General features: G+C 70.8%; 17 protein-coding genes. 9 read left to right on the forward strand and 8 right to left on the reverse strand.

Features of this window, described 5'->3' with window-relative positions:
- Nucleotides 1-16 precede the first annotated feature (16 nt).
- Together ACZZY9_RS06525 and ACZZY9_RS06530 are read right to left on the reverse strand one after the other, a co-directional pair.
- A complete protein-coding gene (locus tag ACZZY9_RS06525; RefSeq protein WP_463463464.1) occupies nt 17-406 on the reverse strand; it encodes a phage holin family protein in 390 nt (129 codons plus the stop codon).
- 109 nt (nt 407-515) lie between these two features.
- Nucleotides 516-953 (reverse strand): Asp23/Gls24 family envelope stress response protein, encoded by a 438-nt coding sequence (locus tag ACZZY9_RS06530; protein ID WP_463463465.1) that lies wholly within the window; start codon nt 951-953, stop codon nt 516-518.
- 237 nt (nt 954-1190) lie between these two features.
- Here ACZZY9_RS06530 and ACZZY9_RS06535 point away from each other — a divergent pair, with 237 nt between their 5' ends.
- The 4 genes from ACZZY9_RS06535 to ACZZY9_RS06550 all read left to right on the forward strand — a co-directional run bounded on the left by ACZZY9_RS06535 (nt 1191) and on the right by ACZZY9_RS06550 (nt 6028).
- Nucleotides 1191-1727 (forward strand): RNA polymerase sigma factor, encoded by a 537-nt coding sequence (locus ACZZY9_RS06535; RefSeq protein WP_235476328.1) that lies wholly within the window; start codon nt 1191-1193, stop codon nt 1725-1727.
- On the forward strand, nt 1717-3015 hold the full coding sequence (locus ACZZY9_RS06540; RefSeq protein ID WP_463463466.1) for a hypothetical protein: 1299 nt from the start codon (nt 1717-1719) through the stop codon (nt 3013-3015). Before ACZZY9_RS06535 ends, ACZZY9_RS06540 begins: the two co-directional genes overlap by 11 nt.
- Entirely contained in the window at nt 3012-4148 is a 1137-nt protein-coding gene (locus ACZZY9_RS06545) for an NAD(P)-binding domain-containing protein (RefSeq protein ID WP_463463467.1), read from the forward strand. The genes ACZZY9_RS06540 and ACZZY9_RS06545 overlap by 4 nt, the downstream gene beginning before the upstream one ends.
- Before the next feature lie 185 nt (nt 4149-4333).
- Nucleotides 4334-6028 carry a ribonuclease J gene (locus ACZZY9_RS06550; protein WP_192060741.1) on the forward strand — a complete coding sequence of 565 codons (1695 nt, stop codon included), beginning with the start codon at nt 4334-4336 and terminating at the stop codon, nt 6026-6028.
- Between the two features lie 263 nt (nt 6029-6291).
- Here ACZZY9_RS06550 and ACZZY9_RS06555 read toward each other — a convergent pair whose 3' ends face one another.
- Nucleotides 6292-6660, reverse strand: coding sequence for a DUF4406 domain-containing protein (locus ACZZY9_RS06555; RefSeq protein ID WP_463463468.1), 369 nt, complete (start codon nt 6658-6660; stop codon nt 6292-6294).
- A gap of 56 nt (nt 6661-6716) precedes the next feature.
- Here ACZZY9_RS06555 and ACZZY9_RS06560 point away from each other — a divergent pair, with 56 nt between their 5' ends.
- On the forward strand, nt 6717-7481 hold the full coding sequence (locus ACZZY9_RS06560) for a DeoR/GlpR family DNA-binding transcription regulator (RefSeq protein WP_463463469.1): 765 nt from the start codon (nt 6717-6719) through the stop codon (nt 7479-7481).
- Nucleotides 7482-7495: 14 nt separating this feature from the next.
- On the opposite strand, the gene ACZZY9_RS06565 is transcribed toward ACZZY9_RS06560, so the two are convergent.
- The gene (locus ACZZY9_RS06565; protein ID WP_463463470.1) at nt 7496-7798 is read right to left on the reverse strand and encodes a hypothetical protein; all 303 of its coding nucleotides are present in this window, start codon (nt 7796-7798) and stop codon (nt 7496-7498) included.
- Between the two features lie 83 nt (nt 7799-7881).
- Between ACZZY9_RS06565 and ACZZY9_RS06570 the strand changes: the two genes are divergently transcribed.
- Nucleotides 7882-8088: a hypothetical protein gene (locus ACZZY9_RS06570; RefSeq protein ID WP_463463471.1), complete on the forward strand. Its 207-nt coding sequence runs from the start codon at nt 7882-7884 to the stop codon at nt 8086-8088.
- A gap of 259 nt (nt 8089-8347) precedes the next feature.
- Here ACZZY9_RS06570 and ACZZY9_RS06575 read toward each other — a convergent pair whose 3' ends face one another.
- The 3 genes from ACZZY9_RS06575 to ACZZY9_RS06585 are packed head-to-tail and all read right to left on the reverse strand — an operon-like array spanning nt 8348 to nt 9557.
- On the reverse strand, nt 8348-8878 hold the full coding sequence (locus tag ACZZY9_RS06575) for a hypothetical protein (protein WP_463463472.1): 531 nt from the start codon (nt 8876-8878) through the stop codon (nt 8348-8350).
- Complete coding sequence (locus tag ACZZY9_RS06580; RefSeq protein ID WP_463463473.1) at nt 8871-9032, reverse strand: hypothetical protein; 162 nt, start codon at nt 9030-9032, stop codon at nt 8871-8873. Before ACZZY9_RS06580 ends, ACZZY9_RS06575 begins: the two co-directional genes overlap by 8 nt.
- 12 nt (nt 9033-9044) lie before the next feature.
- Complete coding sequence (locus ACZZY9_RS06585) at nt 9045-9557, reverse strand: hypothetical protein (protein WP_463463474.1); 513 nt, start codon at nt 9555-9557, stop codon at nt 9045-9047.
- A 422-nt stretch (nt 9558-9979) separates the two neighbouring features.
- On the opposite strand from ACZZY9_RS06585, the gene ACZZY9_RS06590 reads away from it, so the two are divergent.
- Nucleotides 9980-10627: a hypothetical protein gene (locus ACZZY9_RS06590; protein ID WP_463463475.1), complete on the forward strand. Its 648-nt coding sequence runs from the start codon at nt 9980-9982 to the stop codon at nt 10625-10627.
- Nucleotides 10628-10772: 145 nt separating this feature from the next.
- On the forward strand, nt 10773-11552 hold the full coding sequence (locus ACZZY9_RS06595; protein WP_463463476.1) for a lysostaphin resistance A-like protein: 780 nt from the start codon (nt 10773-10775) through the stop codon (nt 11550-11552).
- Nucleotides 11553-11585: 33 nt separating this feature from the next.
- Here the strand turns inward: ACZZY9_RS06595 and ACZZY9_RS06600 are convergent, their stop codons facing one another.
- Nucleotides 11586-12287 carry an esterase/lipase family protein gene (locus ACZZY9_RS06600; protein WP_463463477.1) on the reverse strand — a complete coding sequence of 234 codons (702 nt, stop codon included), beginning with the start codon at nt 12285-12287 and terminating at the stop codon, nt 11586-11588.
- A 427-nt stretch (nt 12288-12714) separates the two neighbouring features.
- Between ACZZY9_RS06600 and ACZZY9_RS06605 the strand changes: the two genes are divergently transcribed.
- Nucleotides 12715-14850, forward strand: a complete 2136-nt coding sequence (locus ACZZY9_RS06605; protein ID WP_463463478.1) for a serine hydrolase domain-containing protein — start codon at nt 12715-12717, stop codon at nt 14848-14850.
- Nucleotides 14851-14953: the final 103 nt, after the last annotated feature.

Raw genomic sequence — 14953 nt, forward strand, 5'->3', positions numbered from 1 at the left:
GGAGGCGCGGGTCGGCTCAGTGCCGCCGGGTCAGGTTCCTGACGGTGTCGGCCGGCACCGGGGGCACGCCGCGCTTCAGGGCGCGCAGGCCGCCGGCGAGCACGAGGGCGGCCGCGACGCCGAAGACGGCGAGCACGATGAGGGTCGCTGCCCAGAGCGGCAGGACGAGCGCCAGACCCGCGACGCCGGCGGTCGCGGCGAGCGCGACGGTGACCAGCGCGAGGACGACCCCCACGACGACGAGCACGATGCCGGCGCGAGCGTCACGCGCCCGCCCGGCGATCTCGTCGCGGGCCGCGCCGATCTCGGTGCGGACCGCCCGGATGACGGGGTCGATGGCCTTGCTGCCGATCTGGCCGCGGAGGCGGTCGGCGAAGGAGGTCTCGGGGGTGCTGTCGTCGGTCATGGTGGCTCCTGGTTCGAGGGTCTGAGGGCAGACGGACGGCCCCCGCCGAGGGTGGGCGGGGGCCGTCCGGAGGGTCACCGGCCGTGCGGCCGGAGGGTGTCGCGAGCGACTACTGGACGCGGCTCTCGTCGGCGTCGTCGGCGTCGTCCGAGGGGATGTGCACGTCGGAGACGGTGACGTTGACCTCGGCGACCTCCATGCCGACGACCTGCGTGATGGCGTCGGTGACGGCCTTGCGGACATCGTCGGCGACCTTCTGCAGCTCGACGGGGTACTCGGCGACGATGACGATGTCGGCGGCGACCTGCTTCTCGCCGACCTCGACGGAGACGCCCTGGCCGCGGTCCTGCTGGTTGACGACGTTGCGGATGGCGCCGATGGCACGGGCCGCGCCGTTGCCCAAGTCGTGGACCCCGGGCACCTCGCGAGCAGCGATCCCCGCGACCTTCGACACGACGCCGTCGACGATGGTGTTCTTGCCGGCCGCGTCGGAGGCGGTGTGCTTGGCGGCGGCGGTCCCGGTCGTGGCGGGGGTGACGTTGCTCATGTTCTCTCCTTGTTTCGTTCCTGACGACGCGGGGGCGAGCGGCCCGGGCGTCGAGTCCGTGAAGCGGACACATCATTCAGACGCATCCACCCGGGCAGGGGTCACGCCCCCTCAGCGAGCTTCCAGACAGACGCCTCCGAGCACTCGTTTCGCGGCCAAGCGCGCTCGGAGGAGCGATTCCGGCCGATTCGGTCAGGATCGGCGTTTACGCGACACTCCTCTAGTGAGGGGGTGGACGTGGATCCGAACACGATGAGCGACGCTGAGTTGATCAAGCGCGCCGCGACCGGCAGCAGGCAGGCGCTGTCGGCGCTCTTCGACCGGTACGCCACGACGGTCACGCGGTACGCGTGGGCTCTGGCGCCGAGTCGCATGGACGTGGAGGAGATCGTGCAGGACACCTTCGTCACGCTCTGGAAGAAGAGCAACGGGATGACCCTGCCGACCGACTCGCTGCTGCCGTGGCTGCTGGTGGTCTGCCGCAACCACGCGGCGAATCAGCGCCGCAAGCTCGCCCTCGCGGCGGCGGATGCGCTGCCCGACGACCTCGTCGCGCCCGACGGCGCCGAGGCGCGCGAGATGCTGCGCTTCGTCCGCGAGGCCATCGACGCCCTCTCGCCCGACGACCGAGCGATCTGCGAGCTCTGCCTGATCGAGGGCCTCTCGTACCGCGAGGCCGCCGACCGTCTCGGCATGACCGTCGGGGCGGTCACCAAACGGGTCTCCCGAACACGATCGCGACTGCGAAAGGCGGTGACGCACGATGAACACTGAGCCCCCCACCGGTGACGACCTCACCCGCATGCTCGTCTCGATGAAGAAGGACGTCCTCGAGCGGGCCACCGACACGACCCGTCGTCGACCCGGTCGGCGCTTCGGCATCGCCTTCGGACTCGTCAGCCTCATCGGACTCGGCAGCGCCGGCGGCGCCGTCGCCATGGGCTTCGTGCCCTCGCCCTTCGAGGGCCTCGCTCAGCCCGAGCCGACGGCGATCGTCTCGACTCCCCCGGCCCCGGCCCCGACGCCCACCGCGACCCCCACACCCGAGCCGAGCGCGCCTCCTTCGACCCAGCCGGTCGGCGGCACGCCGCAGCCGTATCTGCCGATGGACTGCGCGACCCTCGCGACCGAGTCGTCGCTGACGTCGCTGCTGCGCGCGCCGGAGCTGACCATCGGTCAGAACACGGTCACCTCTCCGGAGGTCGCGATCGACCGGCAGTCCGGCATCGAGGCCTGCGACTGGACCTCCCTCAGCGACACCGCCTACGCGTCGCTGAACATCACATCCACGCTGGGCGGGCCGTCGGCGGCCGACGCCGTCGCTGCCGCCCGCGCCGCCGGGGCCGGCGACCTCGGCGTCGGCGATGAGTCGACTCAGACATGCGTGGAGGGTTTCGGCTGCCGAGGGACCATCGTCGTCGGAGACTTCTGGATCGAGTACCTCTACCAGCAGTCCACTCCGATCGGCGACGACACGAAGGCTGTCCTCACAGCGCACCTGAACCGGGTCGCCGACGTGGTCGAGCCGCTCGAACCCCGACTGCCGTGGGTCGCGACGGACGAAGCGGCACGCTGGGCGAGGAGCGGCGACTGCTCGACGATCGCCCTGGCGACGCCGCTGAGCACCCTGTTCTCGGACCCGACGATCGGCGATAGTCCGAGCGCCACCGACTACGGGGTGGACACGCCCCTGCAGGCAGCCGCTCGCGACTCGTACTATTCCTGCGAATGGTCCATCCCGGAGGAGCCTCCGGCTGGCGAGACTCCGAGCTCCTCGCGGCCTCTGACCGTGTCGATCGCCGGCGGGGCCGGCTGGGGCTTCGAGGCGAACAAGGAGTACAGCGCCAGCAGCCTCGCCCCCGGCGAGGGAGCGGACGTCACCCCGGTGACGGTCGCCGGCGCCGAAGATGCGGTCGTGACCTGCTTCGAAGAGAGCATCACGTGCAACCTCGACGTGCTCGTCGACGACTCCTGGATGCGCGTCTACTACAACGGCCAGCGGACGATCGGCGAGAAGCCCGTGCTGATCGCCGTCGCCGAGAGCATCATCGCCGCGCGATGACCGCACGGCACGCGACCGTCGTCGTCGTGGGCGGCGGGCAGGCGGGGCTGTCGGCCGCCCACCACCTGCGGCGACGGGGCTTCACGTCGGCGCTCGACGCCCGCCCGACCGACGCCCCGGGCGACCGCACCTTCGTCGTCCTCGACGCCGACCGGGCCCCCGGAGGCGCGTGGCAGCACCGATGGGAGTCGCTGCGGATGGCCACGGTGAACGGCATCTTCGACCTGCCGGGCATGCCGCTGCCGCCGGTGGACCCCGGCGAGCCCAGCCGCCTCGCGGTCCCCCGGTACTTCGCCGCCTACGAGGCCGCCGAGGGGCTGCCGATCGTGCGCCCCGTGCACGTCGACCGGGTGCGCGCGGTCGACGACGACCCCGACGGCGACCTGCGGATCGACACCGCCGCGGGAGCCTGGGAGGCGCGGGTCGTCATCAACGCCACCGGCACCTGGAACGCACCCCACGTCCCCGATCTGCCGGGGCGCGACGTCTTCACGGGCAGGCAGCTGCACACCCGCGACTACGTCTCCGCCGACGAGTTCGCCGGCCTCCGGGTCGCCGTGGTCGGCGGCGGCATCTCGGCGGTGCAGCTGCTCGACGAGATCAGCCGCGTCGCCACGACGCTCTGGTACACGCGTCGCGAACCGGTGTTCCTCGACCACGATTTCACGCAGAGCCTCGACGGCGTCGACGTCGAGCGCCGGGTGGCGGCCGACGCCGCGGCCGGGCGCGAGCCGGCCAGCATCGTGTCGTACACCGGCCTCGGCTGGACGTCGTACGCCGTCGAGGCCCGCCGGCTGGGCGTGCTCGTCCGTCGCCCGATGTTCGCGGCGCTCGGTGCACGGCACGTCGTCGAGTCCGACGGCTCGAGCACGAGCGTCGACGCGGTCGTCTGGGCCACGGGGTTCCGCGCCGATCTGGGGCACCTCGACGGTCTCGGGTTGCGCGGCCCGCTCGGCGGCGTGCCGCTCGACGGCACGGCCGCCCGACTCGACCCCCGCGTGCACCTGATCGGCTACGGCCCGTCGCAGTCGACGATCGGCGCGAATCGCGCGGGTCGGGCGGCCGTCACCGCGGTCGCCCACCGCCTCGCCGACGACCGCGGTGCGGCGGACGGCGGGGGCGTGCGAAACTAGGAGCCTCGGCCGACGACGGCCCGCGACGCGTTCGCGCTCTGACTTCTCGCACCACCCGAGATCGCTGGCATTTGATTCCCGATCTCCGCTCCACCATCCGCATCATCAGCACCACCCGTACGACCACGCGCACCTGGCCCAGAGGTGCGGCCCGCAGAACCCACCTCAGAGACAGAAGATCCTCTATGCAGACCACCAAGCACTCCCTCGACCTCAAGAAGCCCCAGCCGCTCAAGCGCGGCGCCCTGCGCGTCACGCCGCTCGGCGGCCTCGGCGACGTGGGTCGCAACATGACCCTCTTCGAGAACAAGGGCAAGCTGGTCGTCGTCGACTGCGGCGTGCTCTTCCCCGAAGAGACGCAGCCCGGCATCGACGTGATCCTGCCCGACTTCACCCCGCTGCGAGACCGCCTGAAAGACGTCGAGGCCATCGTGCTGACGCACGGTCACGAAGACCACATCGGCGGCGTGCCCTACCTCCTCAAAGAGCGCCCCGACATCCCGCTGATCGGCTCCAAGCTCACCCTCGCGTTCATCACCGCGAAGCTGCAGGAGCACAAGATCACCCCGATCACGCACGAGGTCGCCGCGGGCGACCGCCACCAGGCCGGCCCGTTCGACCTCGAGTTCGTGGCCGTGAACCACTCCATCCCCGACGGTCTGGCCGTCGCCCTCCGCACGAGCGCCGGCATCGTGCTGCACACGGGCGACTTCAAGATGGACCAGTTCCCGATGGACAAGCGGATCACCGACCTCAACCACTTCGCCCGTCTGGGCGACGAGGGCGTCGACCTCTTCATGACGGACTCCACCAACGCCGAGGTGCCCGGCTTCACCACCGCCGAGAAGGACCTCGGCGCGGCGATCGACCGCGTCTTCCGCGAGGCGCCCAAGCGCATCGTCGTCTCGAGCTTCGCCAGCCACGTCCACCGCATCCAGCAGGTGCTCGACACCGCCCACAAGCACGGTCGCAAGGTCGCCTTCGTCGGTCGCTCGATGGTGCGCAACATGGGCATCGCGTCCGACCTCGGCTACCTCAACATCCCCAAGGGCCTCGTCGTCGACCTCAAGCAGCTGAGCAAGATGGCCGACAACAAGATCGTGCTCATCTGCACCGGCTCGCAGGGCGAGCCGATGGCCGCGCTGTCGCGCATGGCGAACCGCGAGCACATCATCAAGGTCGGCGAGGGCGACACCATCCTGCTCGCCAGCTCGCTGATCCCCGGCAACGAGAACGCCATCTACGGCGTCATCAACGGCCTGATCCGCTGGGGCGCCACGGTCGTGCACAAGGGCAACGCGAAGGTGCACGTCTCGGGTCACGCCAGCGCCGGCGAGCTCACCTACTGCTACAACATCGTCAAGCCGAAGAACGTCCTGCCCGTGCACGGCGAGTGGCGCCACCTCACGGCGAACGCCGACCTCGCCGTCGCCACCGGCGTGCCGGAGGACCGCGTGCTCGTCGTCGAGGACGGCGTCGTTGTCGACCTCGACCGGGGCCGCGCCAGCATCGCCGGCCGCATCCCCGCCCCGTACGTCTTCGTCGACGGCGCCACCATCGGCGTCGCGACGGAGGACGCGCTGAAAGACCGTCTCTCGCTCGCCGAAGAGGGTCACATCACCGTGCTGGGCATCTTCGACGAGGGCACCCAGAAGCTCGTCGACCCGGTCGAGTTCCTGCCCCGCGGCTTCGTCGAGGAGGCCGGCTGGATGTCGCAGGCCGAAGACGTCGCGACCAAGGCGCTGGCCGAGGCCACCGCACGCGGTCACGTCGACGGAGCCGGCGCCGAGAACGCCATCGCCGACGGGCTGAGCCGCTGGTTCCTGCGCCGTCACCGTCGCACCCCGGTCATCACGACCGTCGTCGTCGACGCCGACTGATCTCCCCCGTCGCATGAAGAGGGCCCCGGCATCAGCCGGGGCCCTCTTCCGTCGTCGGGGCCGGCCCGGGCGGGTCGGGCGGGTCGGGCGAAGCGCCCCATGATTCCCGGTTCCTGGCAAAGAGCCTGGCGGAGTAGAGGAACGGCTGTCGTGCAACTAGACAGGGGTCAGCCGAACCGGTCCTCTTCGGGTGAGAACCGGTGCAGACTCTTCGGGGAGTCGATCGGCGAGGCGGGCGGCTCGTAGGGGTACGCGCCCCCGCCTCACCTCACCCCGGGCACGTCGGCCAGGTCGTGGTAGACGGGCAGGCCGCGGGCCTCGGCGATGGCGACGTCCTGATCCGCCCCACGGGACGAGCCGGGGAGGCGCAGCACGGCATCGCAGCGCTGCAGCAGTCTCTCGGCGGTCGGGTACATGACCTGCGCGGCCAGCGGATCGGTCGACCCGGAGGCCCCCGCGCTGCGGAGCACCGGCAGAGCGACCCATTCGCCGATCACCGGCAGGTGGCCCGCCTCGAAGAGCGGCCACGCCGCCGTCTCGAGACGCTCGAGGTTCTGCTGCATCAGAGCGGGGTCGCCGTCGGTCCCCGATGCGTACGGGCCGGCGATGAGGATCATGAGTGAAGTGGTCATGCCCGTACACTAGGGCAAACACGAACAAACATGCACAATCGTGAAAGAGTGAGAACATGTGGGCAGCAGAACGACGAGACGTGCTCCTCGAGCGGTTGCGCCGCGACGGGCGCATCGTCGCGAAGGACATCGCGGTCGAGCTCGGTCTCTCGGAGGACAGCATCCGGCGCGACCTCCGCGAGCTCGCCTCCGAGGGGCTGCTGACCCGCGTCTACGGTGGCGCCGTCTCGGCCTCGCCCGCCGTCGCCGACTACGCGACCCGGGCCGACATCGCGACCGACAGCAAGCGCCGGGTCGCGGCCGCGGCTCTCGATCTGCTGCAGCCCGGGGCGACCGTGATCCTCGACGGGGGCACCACGACCCTCGATCTGGTCCGCCTCCTGCCGACGACCCTCGAGCTGACGATCGTCACGCACAGCCCGACGATCGCGGCCGCGCTCCTCGAGCACGACGCCGACGTGATCCTGATCGGCGGTCGGCTCTTCAAGCACTCGGCGGTCGCGATGGGCGCGGCCGCGGTCGAGTCCGCCTCGCGGGTGAACGCCGACCTGTTCCTGCTCGGTGTGACGGGCATCCGCGCATCCACCGGTCTCACCACCGGCGACCCGGAGGAGGCGGCCATGAAGCGGGTCCTCGCCTCGCGGGCCGCCGAGACCTGGGTGCTCGGCAGCGGCGAGAAGATCGGCGCCGCGTCACCGCACCAGGTGCTGCCGCTCGACGGCGTCTCCGGTCTGGTGCTCGACGTGACGGCCGGCGGCGAGGCTCTCGCCGACCTCCGTGAGACCGGCACCCGCATCGTCGAGGCCGGCCGGCGGGCCTGACGACCGGGCCCGGGTCAGGGCGTCGTCGACGGCGCCACGCGTTCGAGCAGACGCAGCAGCTGATCGGCGACGAGCACGGGGGCGGTCACCGAGAACGGGGATCCGGACTCCGCCCGCACGGTGAAGCGGGTGCCCTTCGACTGCACCTTGTGCGACCACTCGCGACCCTCGGCGATGTCGACCGACCGACGCACCTCCGAGTCGGACATCCAGTGGCGGATCTGGACGAAGGTGCCGAAGTCGCAGGCCATGTACGAGTGACCCTCGTGCGACCACTTGAAGCAGTTCAGCATCTCCATGGTCAGAAGGTAGGGCACCCGATCGCTCCGCCGAAAGCCAGCACGACCTAACCCGCCCCGCCGAGAGGCGGGCGGCGGGGCCCGGCCGCTACCCTCGACGCATGATCGATGCCGACGGAGTGGCTGTCGCCACAGACGATGAGCTCGTCGCCTCCAACGGCTCCAACCTCTCTCGGACCCCCGCCTCCTCGTCCGTCTCGTCTGGGCCGGCCTCCTCTCCCAGACCCGTGAGGGCTGGCGACGCTTCGACGCCCCAGCTCGTCGACGCCGCCGCCGAACGCGCCGGAGTCGACGAACGCCTGGACTGATGTGCAGAGCACTACCGAATCGGGTGCTAGCTGTGGATTTGGAGGGCCGAGGAAGCCCGCACGTCATCTTCATCGTGTGGCGGGGAGGCAGCGCGCTGCGGGGCCACGGCTCTCGCTGCGCCGGCCTAGCTCAGATTTCGTGTTCGGTCGTCGAGGAGGCGACATCGGCCGAGCTAATACTGACGCAGCTCCTCGGAGCCATCCGCAGCGCGTGAGGTCAGCAGTCGGGCAGGCAGGTCAATTGTGCTGACCATGCTTATTAAGCTTCGCTAATAGGGTTGCCAAAAGGATCAGTTTTAATATTCATCTGCGCTTCGTGAGCCAGCAAATTTAATTCCTCCGACGCCTTCTGTGGTGCCGTCGTGTCTCGCGACCATTCGTTCAGAGTTTCCATTCCCAAGCCAAGCTTGTGAATTGAGTTAGCAGTGGGATTGCGCCGAACCTCATGAAGGAGCCCCATCATTGCAAGCGCCGGCAGGTTGTCATCGCCTTTGGTGATGAGAAGCAATTCGTCGACGGCTTTTAACATTACGACAAGCTTGTCACCCTTCGCTGCGAACCACTTGGAGCCGGATTTGATGCGACTCTGGCCTGTGGTATGTATCTCCCAATGTTCCCGATACGCAGACCCCAGCGTCGTGAGAGGGCGCCGCAGGTCGTCTCGGTACTTCTCGGCCTGCCGTAGCTCCTCGATCCTTAGGAGTTCGACGGACACCTTGGCGGATGCCGACGCGGCGGATGCAGCTTCCTTTGCTACGGCCACCGACTGCTCCGCTGATCGGTCAGCCATTTTGAGGCCTGAGAGCAATGATGACCGCCGCTAAAGTCGCGAGCGCAGACAGGAACGTGACCGCTAGACCGATCCAGTCGTAGATGTCACGGCTGGCGACTGAAATCGCTATATCTTCTAGGGCATCGCGAACATCAGAAAAAGTATCGGTCATGCCCCGCCCACCCTACTCGGCAGACTTGTCACCGTCGTCCGTAGCGACGAATGATTCTGCGTGCGCAATGACGCCCCCTAGATCGGCCATACTCTCCACCTTTTGAATGGGCCCACTCTCGACACGCGCGTACAGGTCCCCCTGGTGCATGTGGAAGTTCTTGGGATCAACCTTGATCACAAGGGTCACGTCGCCCAGCTCGGCTCCGAACAGGAACGACCGACTACGCGCTCGCGTTGTGGAAGATTTCTGCTTGGCTTCGATAGCTCGACCGTCGTGTACCAATACCCACTCATCGTTTTCATCATCGAGGGCGTGCCAGGCAAGATTATCTGTCGCGGCGTCGGGCGAGTGACCGAACAGCACGGACGCGACTTCCGAATTCCAAGAGTCCCTGTGCTGCATCATCACCTGATTGGCGAGCTTGTCCTGGTCGGCTGCCTCCTGCGCGACTCGGAGTTTGCGACGCTGCTCCCGATCGGTATAAGCGCGCCGAGCGAGTTCGGAAATGTCGTGGGCGTTCATCAGGCTCCTTCAAGAGATAGTCGGCCCATTCTGTCGGAATTACGGCGACCTGCGGCCGCTGGACGAACCGGCGGTGCCTGCACCCTCCGTCCCCTACAGGGCCGTTTCTTTGCTGTGAGGCCTTCGGCAGCTCAGTCGCAAGGCCCTTCGTAGCAATCCCGCGCGCGGTTCTTACCAGTGTCCGTGTTCGACCTGTTGCAGACCGACCTAATCGACACCGGCGGAGACCCCAGCGCCCTCGCCCAGCGCCTCAAGGGCGAGGAAACTGCCGGGATCCTTGCCTCTGTTTCCGGCTACCTCACCGGGCAGGTCTGGACGGTCGACCGCGAGCCCATCCAACGACTACACCAGGACCGACGGAAGTCGCTGTGTCGTCGTCGACGCGAACTGGTCCCCCACACGTGGGCCGTCGCGTGCGGGCCGTGCGACCGGGGCACGGTCTCGGCGTCGCGTTCTTCGTGCGCGACGCGATCGGAGCCGCCCGCACGCCCGGTCGACTCGTGGTCGGGCTGATCGCCCTGGGGGTCGGCGGACTGCTGCTCGGCTACGCGGCGGTGTCACCCGGCCCCGGCTGGCTGCTCGGTGCTGCGGCCGGGCTGATCGTCTTCGCCGCGACGGGGCCGCTCACCGACGGCATCCGGCACGCCGCAGCGGTCGCGGCCGACGTGCCGCTCTACGGCATCGGCGACGGGAGGGTGCTCGTCTCGCATTCGATGCTCCCCCTCGCGGTCGTGGTCCTGGTGCTCGTCTCGGCCGCGGTGGTGGTGTCGCTCTCGGCGGCGAGCGGAGCCCCGATCCTCTCGGCCATGGCGCTCGGGGTGACGACCCTGCTGCTCCGGGTCGGTCAGGCGCTGAAGGGCCCGTTGCCGCCGGTGCTCCTCACCCCCATCTCGTCGCCGATGGGCGACCCGATGGCGGCCGTCCGCCTGCTCTGGGCCCTCGACGGGCTGCTGTTCGCCGCCGTGATCGGTGCCGCGGCGACGGTCGGGCTCGACGCGCCGCTCGTCCTCCTGGCCGCTGCGGGCCTCGTCGCCGGTGTCGTCGCCCACCGTTGGCGACACCGGGCCTGACCCCTCCCGCCGAGCGGCGGGCCGCGGGCCGCGGGCCGCGGGCCGGGGGATCTCATCCGTCCGGTCGAGTCGCGGCGGCGGCCCGTCGCCCACACTGGAGTCACGGCCCCGACGCGCCGACCGGACGCCGACGAGAAGAGGACCCGTGAGTCACGAGCACGCCCCGTCGGCGCCGCCCGCGCCTCCTGCCGCCGTCGACCGGCGCGACGCCCGCCCACCGGGCATCGACGGAGGCATGCTCCCGTCGATCCGACCCCGGGCCACCGTCGCCCTCCTCGCGATCCTCCTCGCCGTCACGGTCGTCCTCTTCGGGGCCGTCGTGCTCGGGCTGCTGTTCATCCCCGGCGCGCGCGCGAGCGCCGTCCCCGTGCTGGCGGCGGCGCTCGTCGCGCACCCCGTGGTGATGCTGCTGACGCTGCATCTCGGTCTCCGTCGTGGGGGGAGCGGATGGCGCGACGTCGGCCTGCGACGGCCCGCCGCCCGGATGCTCCATCTGCTCTGGCAGATCCCGTCGATCCTCGTGCTGCTGCTCGTCGTCCAGGGTGCCGCCGTGGCGCTCACGGGGGCTCCCGCCAGCCAGGGCGACGCCATCGACACGATGTTCGGTGGCACGAGCACGGTCCAGATCGTCGCGGCGTTCGTCGGGGTCGCCCTCCTCACCCCACTGTGGGAGGAGGTCGTCTTCCGCGGGCTCGTCCACGGCGGGATGCGGCGGCGCTTCGGCCCGATACCGGCGTCGCTGATCAGCGCCGCGATCTTCGCCGCCTGCCACGGCGTGCCGATCCTGCTGCCGTACATGCTCCTCCTCGGCCTGTCGCTCGCCTACCTGCGCGAGTTCCACCGGACGCTCTGGGCACCGGTCTGCATGCACGTCGTGCTGAATACCGCCGCGACCGCGGTGACCCTGGCGGCCGTCTCGGGCTGAGCAGCGCGACGGAGTCCCGCAGAAGCGGCCGCCTCACCCTCGGCCGGGCGACCCCGCTGCGACGGCGAGCACCGTGGCGATCGTCCGCGGCAGCGCCAGCACCCGGAAGTGCCCGCCCGCCGACAGCCGCACGTTCTCGGCCCCCGGCAGCTCGCTGCCCTCGGGGATGTGCGGATCGAACTCCCCGTAGATCGAGACGATGCGGCTGTTCACGCTCTCGTCGCGTCCGAGCAGCATCGTCGTGGCGTCGCGGGGCGAGAACGCGCGGAGGGTCGACAGCGGCAGCCACCGGGCGTACCTCGAGCCCGAGAAGGGCGCGCAGATCGCCACCATCGTGTCGACCCGGCGGTCGGGGTCGAGCCGCGCCATGACGTACTTGCCGATCAGACCGCCCTTGCTGTGGGCGACGATGACCACGTCGCGGAGGTCGTGCCGTTCGAGGTGGGCCGCGACATCCCGTGCCGCCGCCTCGACCGGTCGGCCGTTCCAGCGGAGCGCCGACAGCACGTGCACGGGATGCCCCTCGGAGTGCACCCGCGCGATCAGCGGACGGAGGAACGCCCAGGTCTCCCAGACGCCGGGCACGACCAGCACGGGTCTCCCGTCACCCGCGAGGTACTCGGCTTCGCCCCGCGGCGAGAGCACCGCGCGCAGCTGCCAGTGCGCGGCGTAGGCGTAGTCCTGCACCCACCAGACGAGGAGGCGCGCGAGACGGGACGGGGACGGCGCGGTCACGGGGATGGGGCCTCCAGAGACGACTCGACGAGCGCAGGGGTCGCCCCGGAGTGTAGGCGCGGGTCGGGGGCGACGCGCGGGCCCGGGGCGACGCGGGTCGGCACCCTGGGCAGAAGACGCCCTTCATCACGCCGCGAAGGGCACCTTCCGCCCACCCTCCACGAGCCCGCGAGGCGCGGAACAGCACCCTGGGCAGAAGACGCCCTTCATCACGCCGCGAAGGGCACCTTCTGCCCAGGGTGCGGGCCCGGGAGGCGCGGGCCCGGGGCGACGCGCGGCCCGGGAGGCGCGGGCCGGGGGCGACGCACGGGCCCGGGAGGCGCGAGCTGGGGGCGACGCGCGGGCCGGCCGTCTACGACTCAGGTCGTAGGCGAGGTCCCGACCTGCGCCTCCTGTGCGGCGGGACCGCGGCGGCGAGCGTAGAGGCATGACAACGACACCGACCATCCGACCGCCGCGGAGTCGCCCCCGCGCGCCGCGCCTCCTGCCCCGACTCGCCGCCGCGACGGCCGCCGTCGCCCTCGCCCTGCCGCTCGCCGCATGCTCCGCGGGGGCCGCGAGCGGCGCGACCGCCGACACCGCGCCTCCCGCCCCTCCCCGCCATCAGCCCGGCGGGCACACCCTGACCGCCGACGACGTCGACGACTGGCTCGACGGCGCCGTCGGCTCGGCGCTGCAGACGACGGGGATCCCCGGGGCGTCCGTGTCGGTCGTCTCGGGCGGCGAGCTGCTCACCGCACGGGGCTACGGCGTCGCCGACACGGGCACCGAGAGCGGGACGGTCGTGCCCGTCGACCCCGACGAGACCCTGTTCCGCGTCGGCTCCGTCTCGAAGGTCGTCTCGGCGACGGCGATCATGCAGCTCGTCGAACGCGGCGACCTCGACCTCGACGCCGACGTGCAGCAGTACCTCGACTTCGACCTCGACACCCCGAAGGGCGCGATCACCCTGCGGCACCTGCTGACGCACACCGCGGGCTTCGAGGAGGTCATCTCGGGCCTGATCGGCACCCCCGGCAGCGAGGTCCCGCTGCACGACGCCGTCTCGGCCGCGCCGCCCGCGCAGGTCTACGAGCCCGGGACGACGCCCGCGTACTCGAACTACGGCGCCACCCTCGCCGGCTACATCGCCGAGCGAGTCGGCGGCGAGCCGTTCGCCGAGCTGCTGCAGCACGACGTGTTCGAGCCGGCGGGGATGACCTCGTCGTCGTTCGAGCAGCCGCTGCCCGACGCCCTCGACGCCCGCCTCGCGAAGGGCTACCCCGACGACTCGAAGCCGGCGTCGCCCACGGAGGTCGTCAACGCCGCCCCCGCCGGCGCGATGACCTCGAGCGCCACCGACATGGCCCGCTTCATGCTCGCCCACCTCGGCGAGCTGCCCGACGGGGCTTCGCTGCTCGACGACGACGCGCTCGCCGAGATGCACAGCCCCGCCCTCGACTCCGACGACCTCGGCACCCTCGCCGCCGGGCAGCGCATGGACCTCGCGTTCTTCGACGACAGCACCCCCGGCGTCCCGGCCTTCGGGCACGACGGCGACACCCAGGTGTTCCACACGGCCATGCGGATCTTCCCCGAGCACGACGCGGGCATCTTCATCACGATGAACGGCAGCGGGCGCTCGGCGACCGACTCCCTGGACCTGCGGACCACCGTGCTGCAGGGCTTCGCCGACCGCTACCTGCGCGACGCGGGCGCCGACGAGAGCGCCGACGAGAGCGACAGCCGAGGAGGCGCGGGTGCGGTCGCGGAGAGCGGCTCCGACGCCGAGTCGGCCGGCTCCGACGCCGCCGCATTGGCGGGCACGTACGTCTCGTCGCGCTCGCCCGTGACGAACTTCGGGTCGCTGCTGGCGCTGAGCGGTCAGACCGTCGTCGCCCCGCGCGCCGACGGCACCGTCTCGGTCACCCCGAAGCCGCTCGGGGTCACCACGGGCGTCTACGAGCAGATCGAGCCCGACCTGTGGCGCGAGGTGGGCGGAGACGCCGTGCTCGCGACGCGGACGGACGATGCGACCGACCCGGACGCGACCGTGACCGCGATCTCGTGGGGCGCCTCCTTCACCATGCTGCGGGCGGAGCCCTGGCAGGCGGCGTCGGTCGCCCTGCCCCTGGTCATCGCCTCCGTCGTGGTGCTGCTGGTGTCGCTGATCGTCTGGCCCGCGACCGCGCTCGCCGGTCTCGGGTCGAGCTCCCGCCGCGGCACCGCCCCGGTTCCGGGCGCCGTCGCGCCCCGCACCGCACCGCGCCGTCGCGACCGGACGCTGCTGCTCTCCCGACTCGGGCAGGCGTCGACGATGCTCGCCCTCGTCGGTTGGGCGGTCGTCGCGGTGCAGGCCATGTCGTTCGCCGAGGTGTCGGCCACGACCCTGCGGGTGCTGCAGGCGCTTCAGCTGCTCGGCGTGCTGGCCGTCGTGCCCGCCGCGATCGTCGCGTGGCAGGCCGTCCGGGCACGACGCGGCTGGGCGGTCGTCACCGGCCGGGTGCTCGTCGTCGTCGCCCTCGTCGCCCTCGCAGGGTTCGCGTTCGCGTTCCGCCTCATCGCTCCGAGCGTGAGCTTCTGATGCACGGGCCGACGACTCCTCCACAGGGCACTCCGGGGCGCGACCGCTCACCGTCGCGGTCGGACGACGCCACCGCGCCGACCGGCACCTGGCATGCTCGGAC

This window comes from Frigoribacterium sp. AC394 (assembly GCF_979258095.1).